The sequence below is a fragment of the Catenibacterium sp. AM22-6LB genome (assembly GCF_003435615.1).
Taxonomy (GTDB): Bacteria; Bacillota_I; Bacilli_A; order Erysipelotrichales; family Coprobacillaceae; genus Catenibacterium; species Catenibacterium mitsuoka_A.
Map to the genome: position 1 here is coordinate 51,080 of NZ_QTUM01000001.1, position 12,922 is coordinate 64,001.

Genomic DNA, 12,922 nt, shown 5'->3' on the forward strand with positions numbered 1-12,922 from the left:
CATCACCTACTTCACTATGACTTCTTTTTCACCATCTGCATAAACAAGTGTAATTGTATCATCTGTATGAAGATCTTTCACACTCTTAATGATTGCATCATTTTTTTTAGAAATGATATAACCTCTTTGTAATGTTTTTAAAGGACTTAATAAATCAAGTTTTTCAATACAATAAGAGAAAGAAGTCTTTTTATTTTTCAAATAATTCTCAAAACAATTTTTAAGTAATTCCTGTTTATTACTGATATTCTTTGTCTCAATCAATTGTTTCTGTTTAATCAACGTATTGAGTTGAATTGCTTTTTTATGCATTTCATAATGTGATTTTTGTTTAATTCTAATTTTATAATTATTCAGCTTAAGATGAACATTATCCAATTTCATGAATTTTGTTTCGAATATTCTAGAAGGATCAGTAAAAACATAGGAATGTGTATACTGTTCTAGTTTTTGTTTTTCTAGATAAATAGTCTTTCTCATGACATTCGATAATTGCATAATCTTATTTTCGAGATGACTTAAAAGTTCCTTTTGAGAAGGTACTGCAGCTACTGCAGCTGCTGTAGGCGTAGGTGCACGTAAATCACTAACATAATCAACTAATGTAAAATCTGTCTCATGTCCTACACCTGTAATAATAGGTGTTTTTAAATCATAAATACAACGTGCGAGTGCCTCTTCATTAAAATTCCATAGATCTTCAATAGAACCTCCACCTCTTACAAGAAGAATAGTAGAATAGCCCAATTGGTCAACCTGTCTTAATGTCTCTACAATATACTTATAAGCATCTCTTCCCTGTACTGGTACAGGATAGATATCTCGTCTAACTAATGGATAACGTTGATGGAGTATACGTAACACATCCTGCAAGGCAGCCCCTTGTCTAGCTGAAAGAATAGCTAAACGTTCAGGCATTACAGGTATAGCCTTTTTATGCATTGTATTAAAGAGACCTTCTTTTTCTAAGGTCTGCTTTAACTCATTGAAGCGAAGGTAAAGATTACCTAAACCATCTTCCTGCATACTTCTTACATAAAGCTGATATCTTCCTGCTCTTTCAAATACAGAAACCTGTGCTGTGATAAATACCTTCATACCATCTCTTAGTCTAAACTTTAAATAACGTGCCTGTGATGCAAACATAATTGCACTAATGGATGATTCTGTCTGATCATCCTTTAAAGTAAAATACATATGACCTGAGGGATGTGGACGATAATTAGATATCTCGCCACGAATATATACAGTTCGAAGCTGCATATCACTATCCAGTACAGCTTTAATATAACGATTTAAAGCATGTACGCTTACATATTGTCTTTCCATTATTCAATTGCAGTTAAAACACCATTAATAAATTTATAAGAATCTTCATCACAATACTCTTTTGCATTAATAACTGCTTCATTAATTACAATACTCTTATCTAATTCTGATTCTAATAATTCACATGTTGCAACAAGAAGAATGGCCTGTTCCATCTTATTTAAACGATCAAAAGACCAGCCTCTCTTTAATTTAGTATTCAATAAAGTTTCATAAGAACTCTTATTTTCCATAACTGTATCAATCAACCAATAACAGAACTGTTCTGCTGATCTTCCTTCAAGTAATGCTTCATCAGCATGAACATATTCTTTAAGTTCTTCCTTAGATGCATCAACTGTTAACCATTGATATACTGCAATAACTGCTTTTTCTCTAGCGATTTGTCTAATTGTTTTTTCCATTTTAAAGGACCTCCATAATACTCATTCATTTTAACACATCAACACTTTTTATAAAAGATTTTACATCTTTTTGCTTCTTCAAAAAAAATAAAAGCAAGTTAGACTTGCTTTTAGAAATCAATAGCTTCTACTACAACATCAACACTCTTTACTGTCACAGCAGCCATTTCTTTAATTCCAGAAGCAATTTTCTTCTGTAATTCTTTTGTCTTGGCTGTAATGTTTGTACCGTATTTAATACGAACATGAACTGTAATATAAACTTCATTATCTTTAATTGTACAGTTCACAAGATTCTTAGTACCTGTTACAGAAAAACCTTTTGATGTATCAAGCTTAATATCCTTATCTTCAGCAGCTACCTGCTTAGTGATAATATCAAAAACTTGAACACTCATCATGATATCGCCATTAATTGGGCTATCCTTATATGTATAATATTCATTACGTGCCATACTATTACCTCTTCTTTCTTTACCTTATATTTTATAAGAAAACAGGGATAATTACAAGTATTGATACAATATCCCCTATGAAAAAAAGGAAGAGATTAAGCTCTTCCTGTATATTTACCTTCAACTGTATTTACAACAACAACTTCGCCTTCTTCAATAAATAAAGGTACTTTGATCTGGTAACCTGTTTCAATAGTTGCATACTTAGTTGCACCTGTTGCAGTATCACCTTTAACTGCTGCTTCAGTTTCAATAACCTTGAATGGTACATTGACTGGTAATGCGACACCTAAAATTTCACCTTCATAGCTTGTTACTTCTACATTATCAGAAGGTTTCATGAAGTTGATTTCCCATTCTAAGCGGTCTGCAGGAATTTCAACCTGATCATATGTTTCATTATCCATGAATACTAACATACCACCATTGTCATATAAATACTGCATTTTGCTCTTTTCTACCTGAGCCTTCTTTACCTTTGCATTACTACCAAAAGTCATTTCAGTAGTAGTTCCTGTTCTCATGTTCTTCATCTTAACACGAATGTTTGCAGCAGCACGTGCTGTCTTGTTGTGGCTATAATCTAAACATACATAAAGATTGCCATCATATTCAAATGTTACTCCTGGTCTTAAATCAGTTGCATTAATCATAACTTTATATCATCCTTTCTAATCGGACATCATTATATCATAAATAATAGTATAAAGTAAAGTATCCATTAATGCCCATATATGCACTCATGCATATCTAAAGTTTCCATATCAATTTTAACCTGCATGGTATAGTGATAAGACTTTGTGGTAATATCACAATCAATAAGATAATCCCTTCCATCATCGTCTACAGTATAACTAATAATACTCTCTTCTATTTCATAGGTATCACTAAGTAGTATGTCCTGATCAATTGTAGAACGCCAATGTCTTCTTAATAGTATTTCTATACGTCTTTGTTCATTCATCATTCTCTGATAGCGTGTTAATTCATATTGTCTTGTTACAAGCGTACAATAGCTGAATATACTTGTAAATAATATTAGGAAGATCACTAAAACTACTTGTAATATGCTTCCCCTATTCCTCGACATAATCTTCCTGCTTTCTATATAAATCACAGATCATATATGTATATTTCTGTTGTCCTCTCGTAATGGTCATATACATATATGCATCTTTTTCAAAGAAAATGACATCATCTATATCAGTTATTAATATTTCATACCCAGGTGTTTTAACAAGCCTTCTCTTATCAAAGATAATGGTATTCTCTTCACCTTTCTCATCATAATATCCAATATCTTCACTATATGTCTTAATCTTGGAAACAAGAAGATAATCAGCAAGCTGTTTAGCGCCTACCGCAATATCCTGATTATAACTCACTACAGGGATCTTTAAGACACGTATGATAGAAGGTACATTCAAGACAATCATTAAACAAATACTTAAAGACAACAACATTTCTACGAGCGTAAAGCCTCTTTGAGTTTTGATTGGAGATCATCTCCTTCCTCTGCAATGCGTAATTCCTGTTTATTACTATTTTCTTGAACATATCTAAATCTAAGCTGTGCCTTATTCAATACAGTCAAAGATCCAACAAAATAAACCACAATCATCAAATAAATAGACAATGCGAAAAGTGACTCAATAAGTGTATTTCCTTTATGATTAAGTAACATAATAAGCACCACTTCCTAACTGAAACACAAACTTTCTTGTATGATGAGGTGTTTTTAAAACAAGAGTCTTGGCTATTTTAATACGTCCGTGATCATTATATGTAAATGTATGATTTGTAAGAAACTGATAGCCTTCCTCTAGATTTAACGTCTTATTTTCTTTCCCACTCAAATCAATGCGATGATTAGAGACTGATACCTTTACTGTATCTTTTTCTACTATAGCCATTGCTCTTGCTTCATCAAACATTGCTTTAATAAGCGCTATTTCTTCCTGTTCATTAATTGTGCGTGTATGCATAGTCATACAAAGTGATGATAGAAAGATTGTAATAGACAAAACAAATAACATCTCAATAACCGTAAATCCCTTCTTATACATAAGCTTGTCCATTTGATATATAAATAGATTTTCCATTTGGACATGTAGCCTGTTTTTGAGTGAGGTAAGGATTAGAACCAGATGTTAATTGAGAAATACTTGTAGGTAATTCATCATGTTCTATCTGATAAAGTATAATCTGTGAATTAACAACTTCCACCTGTGCTTCACATCCTTTGCCTTTTACTACATTATTCTTACTTGTAACATTAGGAATAACAAGTAATAAAATCACAAGAATAACAGAAATACAGAATATCATTTCGATTAAAGTAAAACCTGCTTTATTATTTTTCATAGAACCTCCTAAATATCTCCAATAACATTCATCATCGGTATTATAACTGCTACATAAATAGTGATGACGAAAAATGCGACAAACCCATAAACAATAGGTACAAAGAATTTAGTAAACTTGTTCACTGCATATGTAATCTGTTCCTGAGAAATATCTAAATAACCCCTCATTGAGCCTATTTCTTCAGGATTCTTTAAATACATCTTATACATAGATACAAAGAGATGATCAAAATAAGGAAAACCATCAATAATATTTTCTAACTGCTCTCCTTCCTTTAATCTTGTATAAATCTCATATAATACTATCTTAATATCACTCTGAGTCATATTCTCATTCAACATAGTTATAATTGTATTTGAATCAATGTGATCCTCTAATAATTCATTAAAATAAAGACAGAACTTAAATGTGAAATACTTTTGAATATACTTTTTCAAAAAAGGAACTTTAAGAAAACGCTCAATAATCCAATACTTCTTTTTCTTAAGTGCGATAAGGAAATAAACAAAAGAAACAATAAGTACAACTAATATACCGATTATAAGAATAGGAATCAAACGAATAATAAAAAATAGAATACTAAAGCTCAAAGATGGATTCATTCCAAATGAACTAAATAACGATGTCACTTTTGGAAAGAGAATAAATGTCGCAAATAATGAGAAAAAAAGTAAAAACACAATTAAAATTAAAGGATAAGTCATCTGTGATGTTAATTTCTTTCTTATCGAAATTATTTCATTATAGATCTTTAAGCTATTCTTAATTGCATCAGAAATAGTAAAACGCATAGAAAAGAAGGTAAAGAATTCTATAAATAATCTAGGAAGATGTGGGTCTAATAAAGCGTCTGTTAAGTCTTCCCCATCATATATTTTCTGTAGTATTGTATCAATGCTGGGATGATTATTGATATCTTTACAAATAAGTAATGTTTCTTCTATGCCATAACCCTGCTCAAGTAAATTAGAAAGGTTTTCTAGAAACAATAGATCATTGTCCATTTAGTTCATCCTTAAACAAATATTGATCACAATGCTTCTCTTTAATAAGCATAAGTGCATTATCCTTAAATGATGGATAGCTGACAGTATGATCAAGAAAATATGTTTTAATTTGGTTCTTATTCATTGTTTCAGGAAGTATAATGACCTTTCTATTTTTTCTATCATATTTAATACGCTGAGTTACTACACCTATAAGTACATCCTCTAAATCCGTTTCATTAATACCTAAATTCAACATTCTCTTAATAACTAGTAAAGAATTACTCGCATGAATAGTAGATAATACCAGATGTCCTGTCAAAGCACATGTAATAGCCAATTTTGCTGTCTTCTCATCTCTTATTTCACCAATCATTATTACATCTGGATCATGTCTTAAAATCTGTTTCAATGAATTATAATAGTCTATTCCCATGCTTTCATTCATCTCTGTCTGTAAACAATGTTCCTTTACTATTTCAATAGGATCCTCTAGCGTGACTACATTTCTTCCACCCATTTCAATAATCTTATCTAAAATCGCATATAAAGTTGTAGATTTACCTGAACCAGTTGCACCTGCCACCAAAAATAACCCTGACTTTTGATAACATACTTCATTAAGATAGAAAGTAAAATCATCTATTTCTGAGATCTCATTAATAGTAATGTTTTCGTGATTATTCAGTATTCTAATAACGATACTTTCAAAATCCATACCTGGCAAATAAGAGACACGTAAGAAATAGATATGCTCATTCAAATAATAATGAAAAGCACCCGTTTGAGGAACCATCTTATAATTCACATTAATAAAAGACTTATATTTCAAATAATTCATGATTTTAGCCCCTGTTGTCTTTTCATATTCCTGATAGGGCTGTAACTCTCCAAATACTCTGAATTGAATACTCAAATGATCTGTCAGCTTAAAATGAATATCTGTAGAGTCTGCCTTCAGAGCTTTGAAAAAAATGGTTTCAAATAGTTCATCCATAAAATAACCTCCTACTATTACATACATATTTGAATCCCATTTTTCTCATAAAATAAAAAAAGATTCAGTGAAAATTACTGAATCTTTGTACATGTAATGCTTTCAATGACTGGCTGGTTCTTTTTAGAAACAGTTCCATTGCTGTCTTCTGTCTTTACGTCATCACAGATCTTATCAACAATATCCATACCTGAATAAGCACAGCCAAATGCTGCATATTGACCATCTAACGAAGATGTATCTTCATGCATAATAAAAAACTGACTGCTCGCACTATCATATGACTGACTTCTCGCCATTGAAATAACACCTCTCGTATGCTTTAAAGGATTGTCAACACCATTAGCTGAGAATTCACCTTTAATTGTCTGTTTAGATCCTCCAGTACCATCACCATTAGGGTCACCGCCCTGAATCATGAATCCTTTAATAATACGATGGAATGTTAACCCATTATAGAAACCATCATTCGCAAGACCTACAAAGTTGCTCACTGTAATAGGTGCAATATTCGCATCTAACTTTAATTTAATTGAACCATAGTTCTTTACTTTGATTTCACAATCATAATAGCCTGTTAATAAATCCTTTAATCCAGATACTTTAACCTTCTTAGTCGGATTCTTAATAGTCAAGCCTAAATCTTTTGCCTTAGATTTAGAATATTTCGCTTTAATAGTAATTTCATCACCATTAGAAAGAGCACCATTTGTTACATTCTCTAAAGTATATTCTATATCAGCTACGAAGTCTCTAATGTCTGAATTCGTTTTATCGTACTTTGTATTATTATCGATATAAACTTCTCCTTTTCCATTAAACCCTTTGATTGATACTTTAATATTACTCGTTAAATCAATAGTACCTCCTGACTTAGAAGAACATCCAATAAGAGTAGAACCTATAGCCAAAGCAAGAATTATACGTATTAACTTCTTCATCTTTTAAACCTCCATCATTTATTATAATTGAAAGCGCATTAATTGCCAACAAAAAAAGTCCTCTATTTCAGGGCATAGAGGACAATTGAAATGGACAACGAGAATGTAGAACTCATATACATGAGGGAAAATCATATAGTTTTAATCCACTTCAAAAACATTATATACCTAAATATTTATATTCTTTATATTTCACTTTAAACAACACCGTTTTTACCTTAAAAAGACAAAAATGGGTTATTTTTCTTTTCAAAAGAGAGAGTTGACTCTGGTCCATGGCCAGGATATACATCTGCATCTAACTCAAGATTCTTTATACGAGATAAAGATTTTAATAAAGAGAACTTATCTCCTGTAGGAAAATCAACTCTTCCACAGCCACCTTTAAATAGTGTATCACCTGTAAATAATGCATTCTCCTTTTCATAGTAATAGAGACAGCTTCCCTTTGCATGTCCAGGTGTTTCATATATTTCAAACTTCATTTCGCCTAAAGTGATACTATCTTTAATTACTTTAACACCATCAACAATATACTTCTCTCCACCAAGCATCACTGATAGATTCTCATCCCAGTCAAGCATCATATCTCTTGCATCTTCTGTTGCATAGACATTTGTATGATAATAATCTCTTAATTCACTTACTGCGCCAATATGATCATAATGGCCATGTGTAATAAGAATTCCTTTAATATCTCGCTGTGCTACTTCTTCAATAATACGCTTTGGTTCATCTCCAGGATCAATAATAACACAACTTGACCCAGAACTCACAATATAACAATTCTCTTGAATAGGACCTACTACTATTCTTGTAATCATACAATTTCCTCCCTGTATAAAAAAAATAAGCCTTGTGGCTTATTTCTTTTCCTTATGAACAGTTTTCTTGTTACATCTTGGACAATACTTTTTAAATTCAACCCTTTCAGGATGACTCTTTTTATTCTTTGTGTTGATATAGTTTTCTTCACCACATTCTGTACACTTTAAGATAATATTATCTCTCATGAATATTACACCTCCAAATAAGTTTGCTTCAATATATTATCATATAAATTCATAAATTACTAGTTCTTTTTTAATTATTGTAGCCATATTTTTCAAAATAGAGACTAAATGCTTTTTTCGCAATACTTGGTGCATCATTTGCACCTTTTAATCTTTCTTCAAGAACAGCTACTACAACCTGTGGATCCTTACTAGGACCATATGATATAAACAAATGGTTAGGATGGTCGACATTACCTGTATGCGTATAGTCTTCTGCAGTACCTGATTTACCAGAAACATCATACTGGAAACCAGCAAAAGAACCTGCAGCAGTACCATAGGTAACTACGGCCTTCATACCAGCCTGAATCTGATTAAATGCATCTTCATTGCCTTCTGAGACATCATCCATAATATGCTTCTTATGTGTATTAAGAGTCACAATATTGCCAGATGTATCTGTCTTATAAGAACTCTTATAAAGATGTGGCTGCACTTTAACACCTTTATTTGCTAGAGTAGACGCATATACAGCAAGCTGTAATGGTGTATATGTATCATACTGACCAATAGAGAAGTCAAGAAGCTTACCAGCAGTATCTTCTTCTACACGAGGACCAGTCGCTGCTTCATAAGGTAAATCAATACCAGTCTTTACACCTAAACCTAATTCTCCTGCTGCATTTCTTAATTTAGTAAAGGCACTCTTATCAATATGAATTGGTTTATCATACTGATAATGACCACCAGCAAGCTTGATGATAATCTTCATCATATAAATATTAGAAGAATAAGCCAACGCCTGTACTTCATTGATATTACCAAAACCACTCTTATTCCAAGAATGCTTAGCTTTAGTACCAGCAATCTTTAAACCTTCAGATGTATCTGTTTCATAATGGTTAGCTTTAATAATGTTATTCTTGAAGCAGGCATAAATAACAGCACCCTTCATAGTAGAACCAATACGATAAGCACCTGTATAAGTAAGATAAGTCGCATCCTTCATCTCATAAGGTGTCTTCTCCTTATTGTATTCCTTACCAACTAACGCAATAATATCACCTGTCTTAGGTTCCATCACTATACAATAGATATGCTGCTGATACCTTTCTGCTGTATGACTATAAAGACACTGCTCTACCATCTGAGTCAATTGTGACTGAATATCCCAGTCAATCGTTAATTGAATATTCTCACCACTGCTGCCCTGTTTCTTTGTTTTGACGATTGGTGTTCCATCACTTGCGTACTTTAAAGTCATCACTGACTTATTACCACTTAAAATATCTTCATACTGTCTTTCAAGCCCTGAAGTACCTACACGTGAGTCATTACTATAATCTAATGCAAGAAGCTCATCCTTTAATGTAGCAGGTAATCCCTGTTTCTTGGTTGTAACCTTCCCTAGCGTACTCTTTAAAGTAGACTCGTCAGTATAAGCACGTTTCCAGTCACTTGTAACCTGAATACCTCTTAATAAGTCATTGTTTTCACCAATAACACTTGCTTCCTGATAACTGATATTTTCAAGAAGTACTGCAGAACCATTCTTACAATTCTTAATTGTATAATAAAGCTTATAATAACGTACATCATCATCACTTAAGTGCTTTTCTAATACACTCTTTGTGATTCGTTTAAGCTGTAAATTATAATACTCAGTATCTCCATCATCATTTGTCGCGAGAGCCTTCTTCTCAGCCTCTGACACAAGAGATTTTGCAAACTTCTTATCCTTCATGATCAGATAGTCTTTCTTTTCTCTCTCAGTCACACTAGAAATATCAATATTACAATTCTTAGTCAAGAAATTAACCATTGATTTGATTTCATCATCCTTAATTCCTTTGACTGCATAATAAGTTGCACATACGACATTCTCATTATATACAAGCTTATTATAGTTTCTATCTACTATTTCACCACGTAATGCATCAACTTCAAATGTATTTGTACTATATTGTTCTAGCTTTGCTGAATAAAAGTCAGACTTATTGACCTGCATATAAAAAAGTCTTAATGCAAAAATGCTTGCTATCACAATAACGACGCCAATAATAATATAGAAACGACGTGCAACTACATTATCTAATTGATTACGTTCCTGTTCCTGGGCTTCTTTTCGCCCAATAAACTTTATCGGTCTATTACTAAACAATCAAATCCCACCTTTTTTCTCTCATATTATATATGTATATTCTTTTCATTTCAATTAATTAGAGAAAATCAAATGTGTGAAAAAACTAAGAAAGGCAGAAATAACTCTGCCTATTCATCATCCACAGATAAAATAGCCATGAATGCTTCTTGTGGAATTTCTACACTTCCTACAGCCTTCATACGCTTTTTACCTTCTTTCTGTTTTTCAAGAAGTTTCTTCTTACGTGAAATATCCCCACCATAACACTTTGCAAGGACATTCTTTCTAATTGCCTTAATATTAGTACGAGCAATAACACGTCCCTGAATAGCTGCCTGAACCGGAATCTCGAATTGCTGTCTTGGAATAATAGTCTTTAATTTTTCACAAATAATTCTTCCTCGATCATACGCAAAATCTTTATGAACAATAGAAGATAATGCATCGACTACTTCCCCATTTAAAAGAATATCCATCTTTGTTAAATTACTTGCACGATAGCCATGTAATTCATAATCAAATGAAGCATAGCCACGAGTACATGATTTTAATTTATCAAAGAAATCATAAACAATTTCTGATAGTGGAATATAATAAATAACATTTCTTCTTGTATCATCAAGATATTCGATATCTACATATTCTCCACGCTTGTTCTGACATAATTCCATAATAGGACCAATAAATTCATCAGGTGTCATAATTGCTGCACGTACATAAGGCTCTTCAATACGTGTAATTGTTGTTGGATCTGGCAATAAAGCTGGGTTATCTATTTCAATCATAGAACCATCACTTAAATAAACGTTATAGATTACAGATGGTGCTGTCGCAATTAAATCAAGACCAAATTCTCTTTCTAGTCTTTCTTCAATAACATCCATATGTAATAATCCAAGGAACCCACAACGGAAACCAAATCCTAAAGCCTGAGATGTTTCAGGTTCATAAACAAGTGAAGAGTCACTTAACGCAATCTTTTCAAGTGCTTCACGTAAATCTTTATATTTAGCATTATCAATAGGATAAAGGCCACAATAAACCATTGGGTTCATACGTCTATATCCAGGTAATGGTTCTTCTGCTTTATTTTCTAAAGTAGTAACTGTATCACCTACATGAACATCAGATATAGACTTGATACTTGCTGCAATCCATCCTACTTCGCCTGTTACTAGTTCATCCTTTTTCACTTCACGAGGCGTATGTACACCACATTCTACAACTTCGTAATCAGCATCACTTGCCATAAAATGAATGTGATCCCCTACTCTAATCTTACCTTCCTTAACACATACAAGAATAATGACACCTCTATATGCATCATAGAAAGAGTCAAAAATTAAAGCCTGTGTAGGGTTATTAATATCACCACTCGGTGCAGGAATCTTAGTTACAACTTCTTCTAGTACCTGATCAACATTTAAGCCTGTCTTAGCTGAAATACGAGGTGCATCATCTGCAGGAAGACCAATTAAGTCTTCTACTTCTTCTGCAACCCTATCAGGATCTGCACTAGGAAGATCAATTTTATTAATAACAGGAAGAATCTCTAAATTATTATCTAGTGCAAGATAAACATTCGCAAGAGTCTGTGCTTCTACACCCTGAGCCGCATCTACTACAAGAATAGCTCCTTCGCAGGCTGCAAGAGAACGTGATACTTCATAAGAGAAATCAACATGGCCCGGTGTATCAATAAGATGCAAAAGATAAGTCTTACCATCTTTTGCGGTATATGAAAGAGATACTGCATTTAACTTGATTGTAATACCACGCTCTCTTTCAAGTTCCATATCATCAAGTAACTGATCCTTCATATCACGATCAGCTACTGTGCCAGTTAATTGTAAAATTCTATCGGCAAGGGTACTCTTACCATGGTCAATATGTGCGATAATTGAAAAGTTTCTAATAAGTGACTGATCAACCATAAATAAACCTCCTTATTTCTACATAGTCAGCGGTTTCTGAAGTTCTTTGAGCTTCTCATCAAGAACCTCGAAAGACTCTGCACGTACAGACATGACACGATATCCTTGATAATCGGGCTTGTCTTCAAGATCATTTAATCTTCCTTTTACTGCAATGACACTGCCAACATGACATGTATCATTAATCATTTCCGCTAAACCTCTCCATAAGATAATAGGAACCAAATCATAATCCCTACATCCTTTCACTTCATCAAAAGGACGATAAACCATAATATGGATTAAAGCATCCTTTCGATAATTATTGATAATTTCATAATCAGGCATCTGAGCAAGTCTACCCACAAGAAATACTTGATTATACATATAAA

Annotated in this window: 17 protein-coding genes; all 17 read right to left on the reverse strand. The window is 32.6% G+C overall.

The features are described 5' to 3' along the window. Window positions 1–6: 6 nt before the first annotated feature. Entirely contained in the window at window positions 7–1,329 is a 1,323-nt protein-coding gene (xseA, locus tag DW269_RS00250; RefSeq protein WP_117458036.1) for an exodeoxyribonuclease VII large subunit, read from the reverse strand. After that, window positions 1,329–1,733: a transcription antitermination factor NusB gene (nusB, locus tag DW269_RS00255; protein ID WP_117458037.1), complete on the reverse strand. Its 405-nt coding sequence runs from the start codon at window positions 1,731–1,733 to the stop codon at window positions 1,329–1,331. Before nusB ends, xseA begins: the two co-directional genes overlap by 1 nt. A 110-nt stretch (window positions 1,734–1,843) precedes the next feature. Continuing rightward, window positions 1,844–2,188 carry an Asp23/Gls24 family envelope stress response protein gene (locus DW269_RS00260; RefSeq protein WP_022424360.1) on the reverse strand — a complete coding sequence of 115 codons (345 nt, stop codon included), beginning with the start codon at window positions 2,186–2,188 and terminating at the stop codon, window positions 1,844–1,846. A gap of 95 nt (window positions 2,189–2,283) precedes the next feature. After that, a complete protein-coding gene (gene efp, locus DW269_RS00265; RefSeq protein ID WP_117458038.1) occupies window positions 2,284–2,841 on the reverse strand; it encodes an elongation factor P in 558 nt (185 codons plus the stop codon). Between the two features lie 68 nt (window positions 2,842–2,909). Beyond that, on the reverse strand, window positions 2,910–3,278 hold the full coding sequence (locus tag DW269_RS00270; protein WP_117458039.1) for a hypothetical protein: 369 nt from the start codon (window positions 3,276–3,278) through the stop codon (window positions 2,910–2,912). After that, window positions 3,265–3,624 (reverse strand): ComGF family competence protein, encoded by a 360-nt coding sequence (locus tag DW269_RS00275; protein ID WP_230310094.1) that lies wholly within the window; start codon window positions 3,622–3,624, stop codon window positions 3,265–3,267. Before DW269_RS00275 ends, DW269_RS00270 begins: the two co-directional genes overlap by 14 nt. A 29-nt stretch (window positions 3,625–3,653) precedes the next feature. Continuing rightward, window positions 3,654–3,872, reverse strand: coding sequence for a hypothetical protein (locus tag DW269_RS00280; protein WP_117458041.1), 219 nt, complete (start codon window positions 3,870–3,872; stop codon window positions 3,654–3,656). Beyond that, entirely contained in the window at window positions 3,862–4,254 is a 393-nt protein-coding gene (gene comGD / locus DW269_RS00285; protein ID WP_117458042.1) for a competence type IV pilus minor pilin ComGD, read from the reverse strand. Before comGD ends, DW269_RS00280 begins: the two co-directional genes overlap by 11 nt. Continuing rightward, window positions 4,247–4,552: a competence type IV pilus major pilin ComGC gene (comGC, locus tag DW269_RS00290; protein ID WP_022424354.1), complete on the reverse strand. Its 306-nt coding sequence runs from the start codon at window positions 4,550–4,552 to the stop codon at window positions 4,247–4,249. Before comGC ends, comGD begins: the two co-directional genes overlap by 8 nt. An 8-nt stretch (window positions 4,553–4,560) precedes the next feature. After that, a complete protein-coding gene (locus DW269_RS00295; protein ID WP_117458043.1) occupies window positions 4,561–5,559 on the reverse strand; it encodes a type II secretion system F family protein in 999 nt (332 codons plus the stop codon). After that, window positions 5,549–6,538: an ATPase, T2SS/T4P/T4SS family gene (locus DW269_RS00300; RefSeq protein WP_117458044.1), complete on the reverse strand. Its 990-nt coding sequence runs from the start codon at window positions 6,536–6,538 to the stop codon at window positions 5,549–5,551. Before DW269_RS00300 ends, DW269_RS00295 begins: the two co-directional genes overlap by 11 nt. A gap of 74 nt (window positions 6,539–6,612) precedes the next feature. Then, entirely contained in the window at window positions 6,613–7,095 is a 483-nt protein-coding gene (locus tag DW269_RS12870) for a peptidylprolyl isomerase (RefSeq protein WP_233502399.1), read from the reverse strand. A 602-nt stretch (window positions 7,096–7,697) separates the two neighbouring features. Further along, on the reverse strand, window positions 7,698–8,303 hold the full coding sequence (locus DW269_RS00310; RefSeq protein WP_117458046.1) for an MBL fold metallo-hydrolase: 606 nt from the start codon (window positions 8,301–8,303) through the stop codon (window positions 7,698–7,700). Window positions 8,304–8,342: 39 nt separating this feature from the next. Beyond that, complete coding sequence (rpmG, locus tag DW269_RS00315) at window positions 8,343–8,492, reverse strand: 50S ribosomal protein L33 (RefSeq protein ID WP_006506678.1); 150 nt, start codon at window positions 8,490–8,492, stop codon at window positions 8,343–8,345. 70 nt (window positions 8,493–8,562) lie between these two features. Then, window positions 8,563–10,635, reverse strand: a complete 2,073-nt coding sequence (locus DW269_RS00320) for a penicillin-binding protein 2 (protein WP_117458047.1) — start codon at window positions 10,633–10,635, stop codon at window positions 8,563–8,565. 110 nt (window positions 10,636–10,745) lie between these two features. Continuing rightward, complete coding sequence (gene lepA / locus DW269_RS00325) at window positions 10,746–12,551, reverse strand: translation elongation factor 4 (protein ID WP_117458048.1); 1,806 nt, start codon at window positions 12,549–12,551, stop codon at window positions 10,746–10,748. A gap of 18 nt (window positions 12,552–12,569) precedes the next feature. Further along, window positions 12,570–12,917: a single-stranded DNA-binding protein gene (locus DW269_RS00330; protein ID WP_022424347.1), complete on the reverse strand. Its 348-nt coding sequence runs from the start codon at window positions 12,915–12,917 to the stop codon at window positions 12,570–12,572. Between the last annotated feature and the right edge of the window lie 5 nt (window positions 12,918–12,922).

What these genes read in the sequence shown, in the direction of transcription:
- xseA (WP_117458036.1), bottom strand. Translation starts at nt 1,329, where the DNA reads ATGGAAAGACAATATGTAAGCGTACATGCTTTAAATCGTTATATTAAA.
- nusB (WP_117458037.1), bottom strand. Translation starts at nt 1,733, where the DNA reads ATGGAAAAAACAATTAGACAAATCGCTAGAGAAAAAGCAGTTATTGCA.
- DW269_RS00260 (WP_022424360.1), bottom strand. Translation starts at nt 2,188, where the DNA reads ATGGCACGTAATGAATATTATACATATAAGGATAGCCCAATTAATGGC.
- efp (WP_117458038.1), bottom strand. Translation starts at nt 2,841, where the DNA reads ATGATTAATGCAACTGATTTAAGACCAGGAGTAACATTTGAATATGAT.
- DW269_RS00270 (WP_117458039.1), bottom strand. Translation starts at nt 3,278, where the DNA reads ATGTCGAGGAATAGGGGAAGCATATTACAAGTAGTTTTAGTGATCTTC.
- DW269_RS00275 (WP_230310094.1), bottom strand. Translation starts at nt 3,624, where the DNA reads ATGATTGTCTTGAATGTACCTTCTATCATACGTGTCTTAAAGATCCCT.
- DW269_RS00280 (WP_117458041.1), bottom strand. Translation starts at nt 3,872, where the DNA reads ATGTTACTTAATCATAAAGGAAATACACTTATTGAGTCACTTTTCGCA.
- comGD (WP_117458042.1), bottom strand. Translation starts at nt 4,254, where the DNA reads ATGTATAAGAAGGGATTTACGGTTATTGAGATGTTATTTGTTTTGTCT.
- comGC (WP_022424354.1), bottom strand. Translation starts at nt 4,552, where the DNA reads ATGAAAAATAATAAAGCAGGTTTTACTTTAATCGAAATGATATTCTGT.
- DW269_RS00295 (WP_117458043.1), bottom strand. Translation starts at nt 5,559, where the DNA reads ATGGACAATGATCTATTGTTTCTAGAAAACCTTTCTAATTTACTTGAG.
- DW269_RS00300 (WP_117458044.1), bottom strand. Translation starts at nt 6,538, where the DNA reads ATGGATGAACTATTTGAAACCATTTTTTTCAAAGCTCTGAAGGCAGAC.
- DW269_RS00310 (WP_117458046.1), bottom strand. Translation starts at nt 8,303, where the DNA reads ATGATTACAAGAATAGTAGTAGGTCCTATTCAAGAGAATTGTTATATT.
- rpmG (WP_006506678.1), bottom strand. Translation starts at nt 8,492, where the DNA reads ATGAGAGATAATATTATCTTAAAGTGTACAGAATGTGGTGAAGAAAAC.
- lepA (WP_117458048.1), bottom strand. Translation starts at nt 12,551, where the DNA reads ATGGTTGATCAGTCACTTATTAGAAACTTTTCAATTATCGCACATATT.
- DW269_RS00330 (WP_022424347.1), bottom strand. Translation starts at nt 12,917, where the DNA reads ATGTATAATCAAGTATTTCTTGTGGGTAGACTTGCTCAGATGCCTGAT.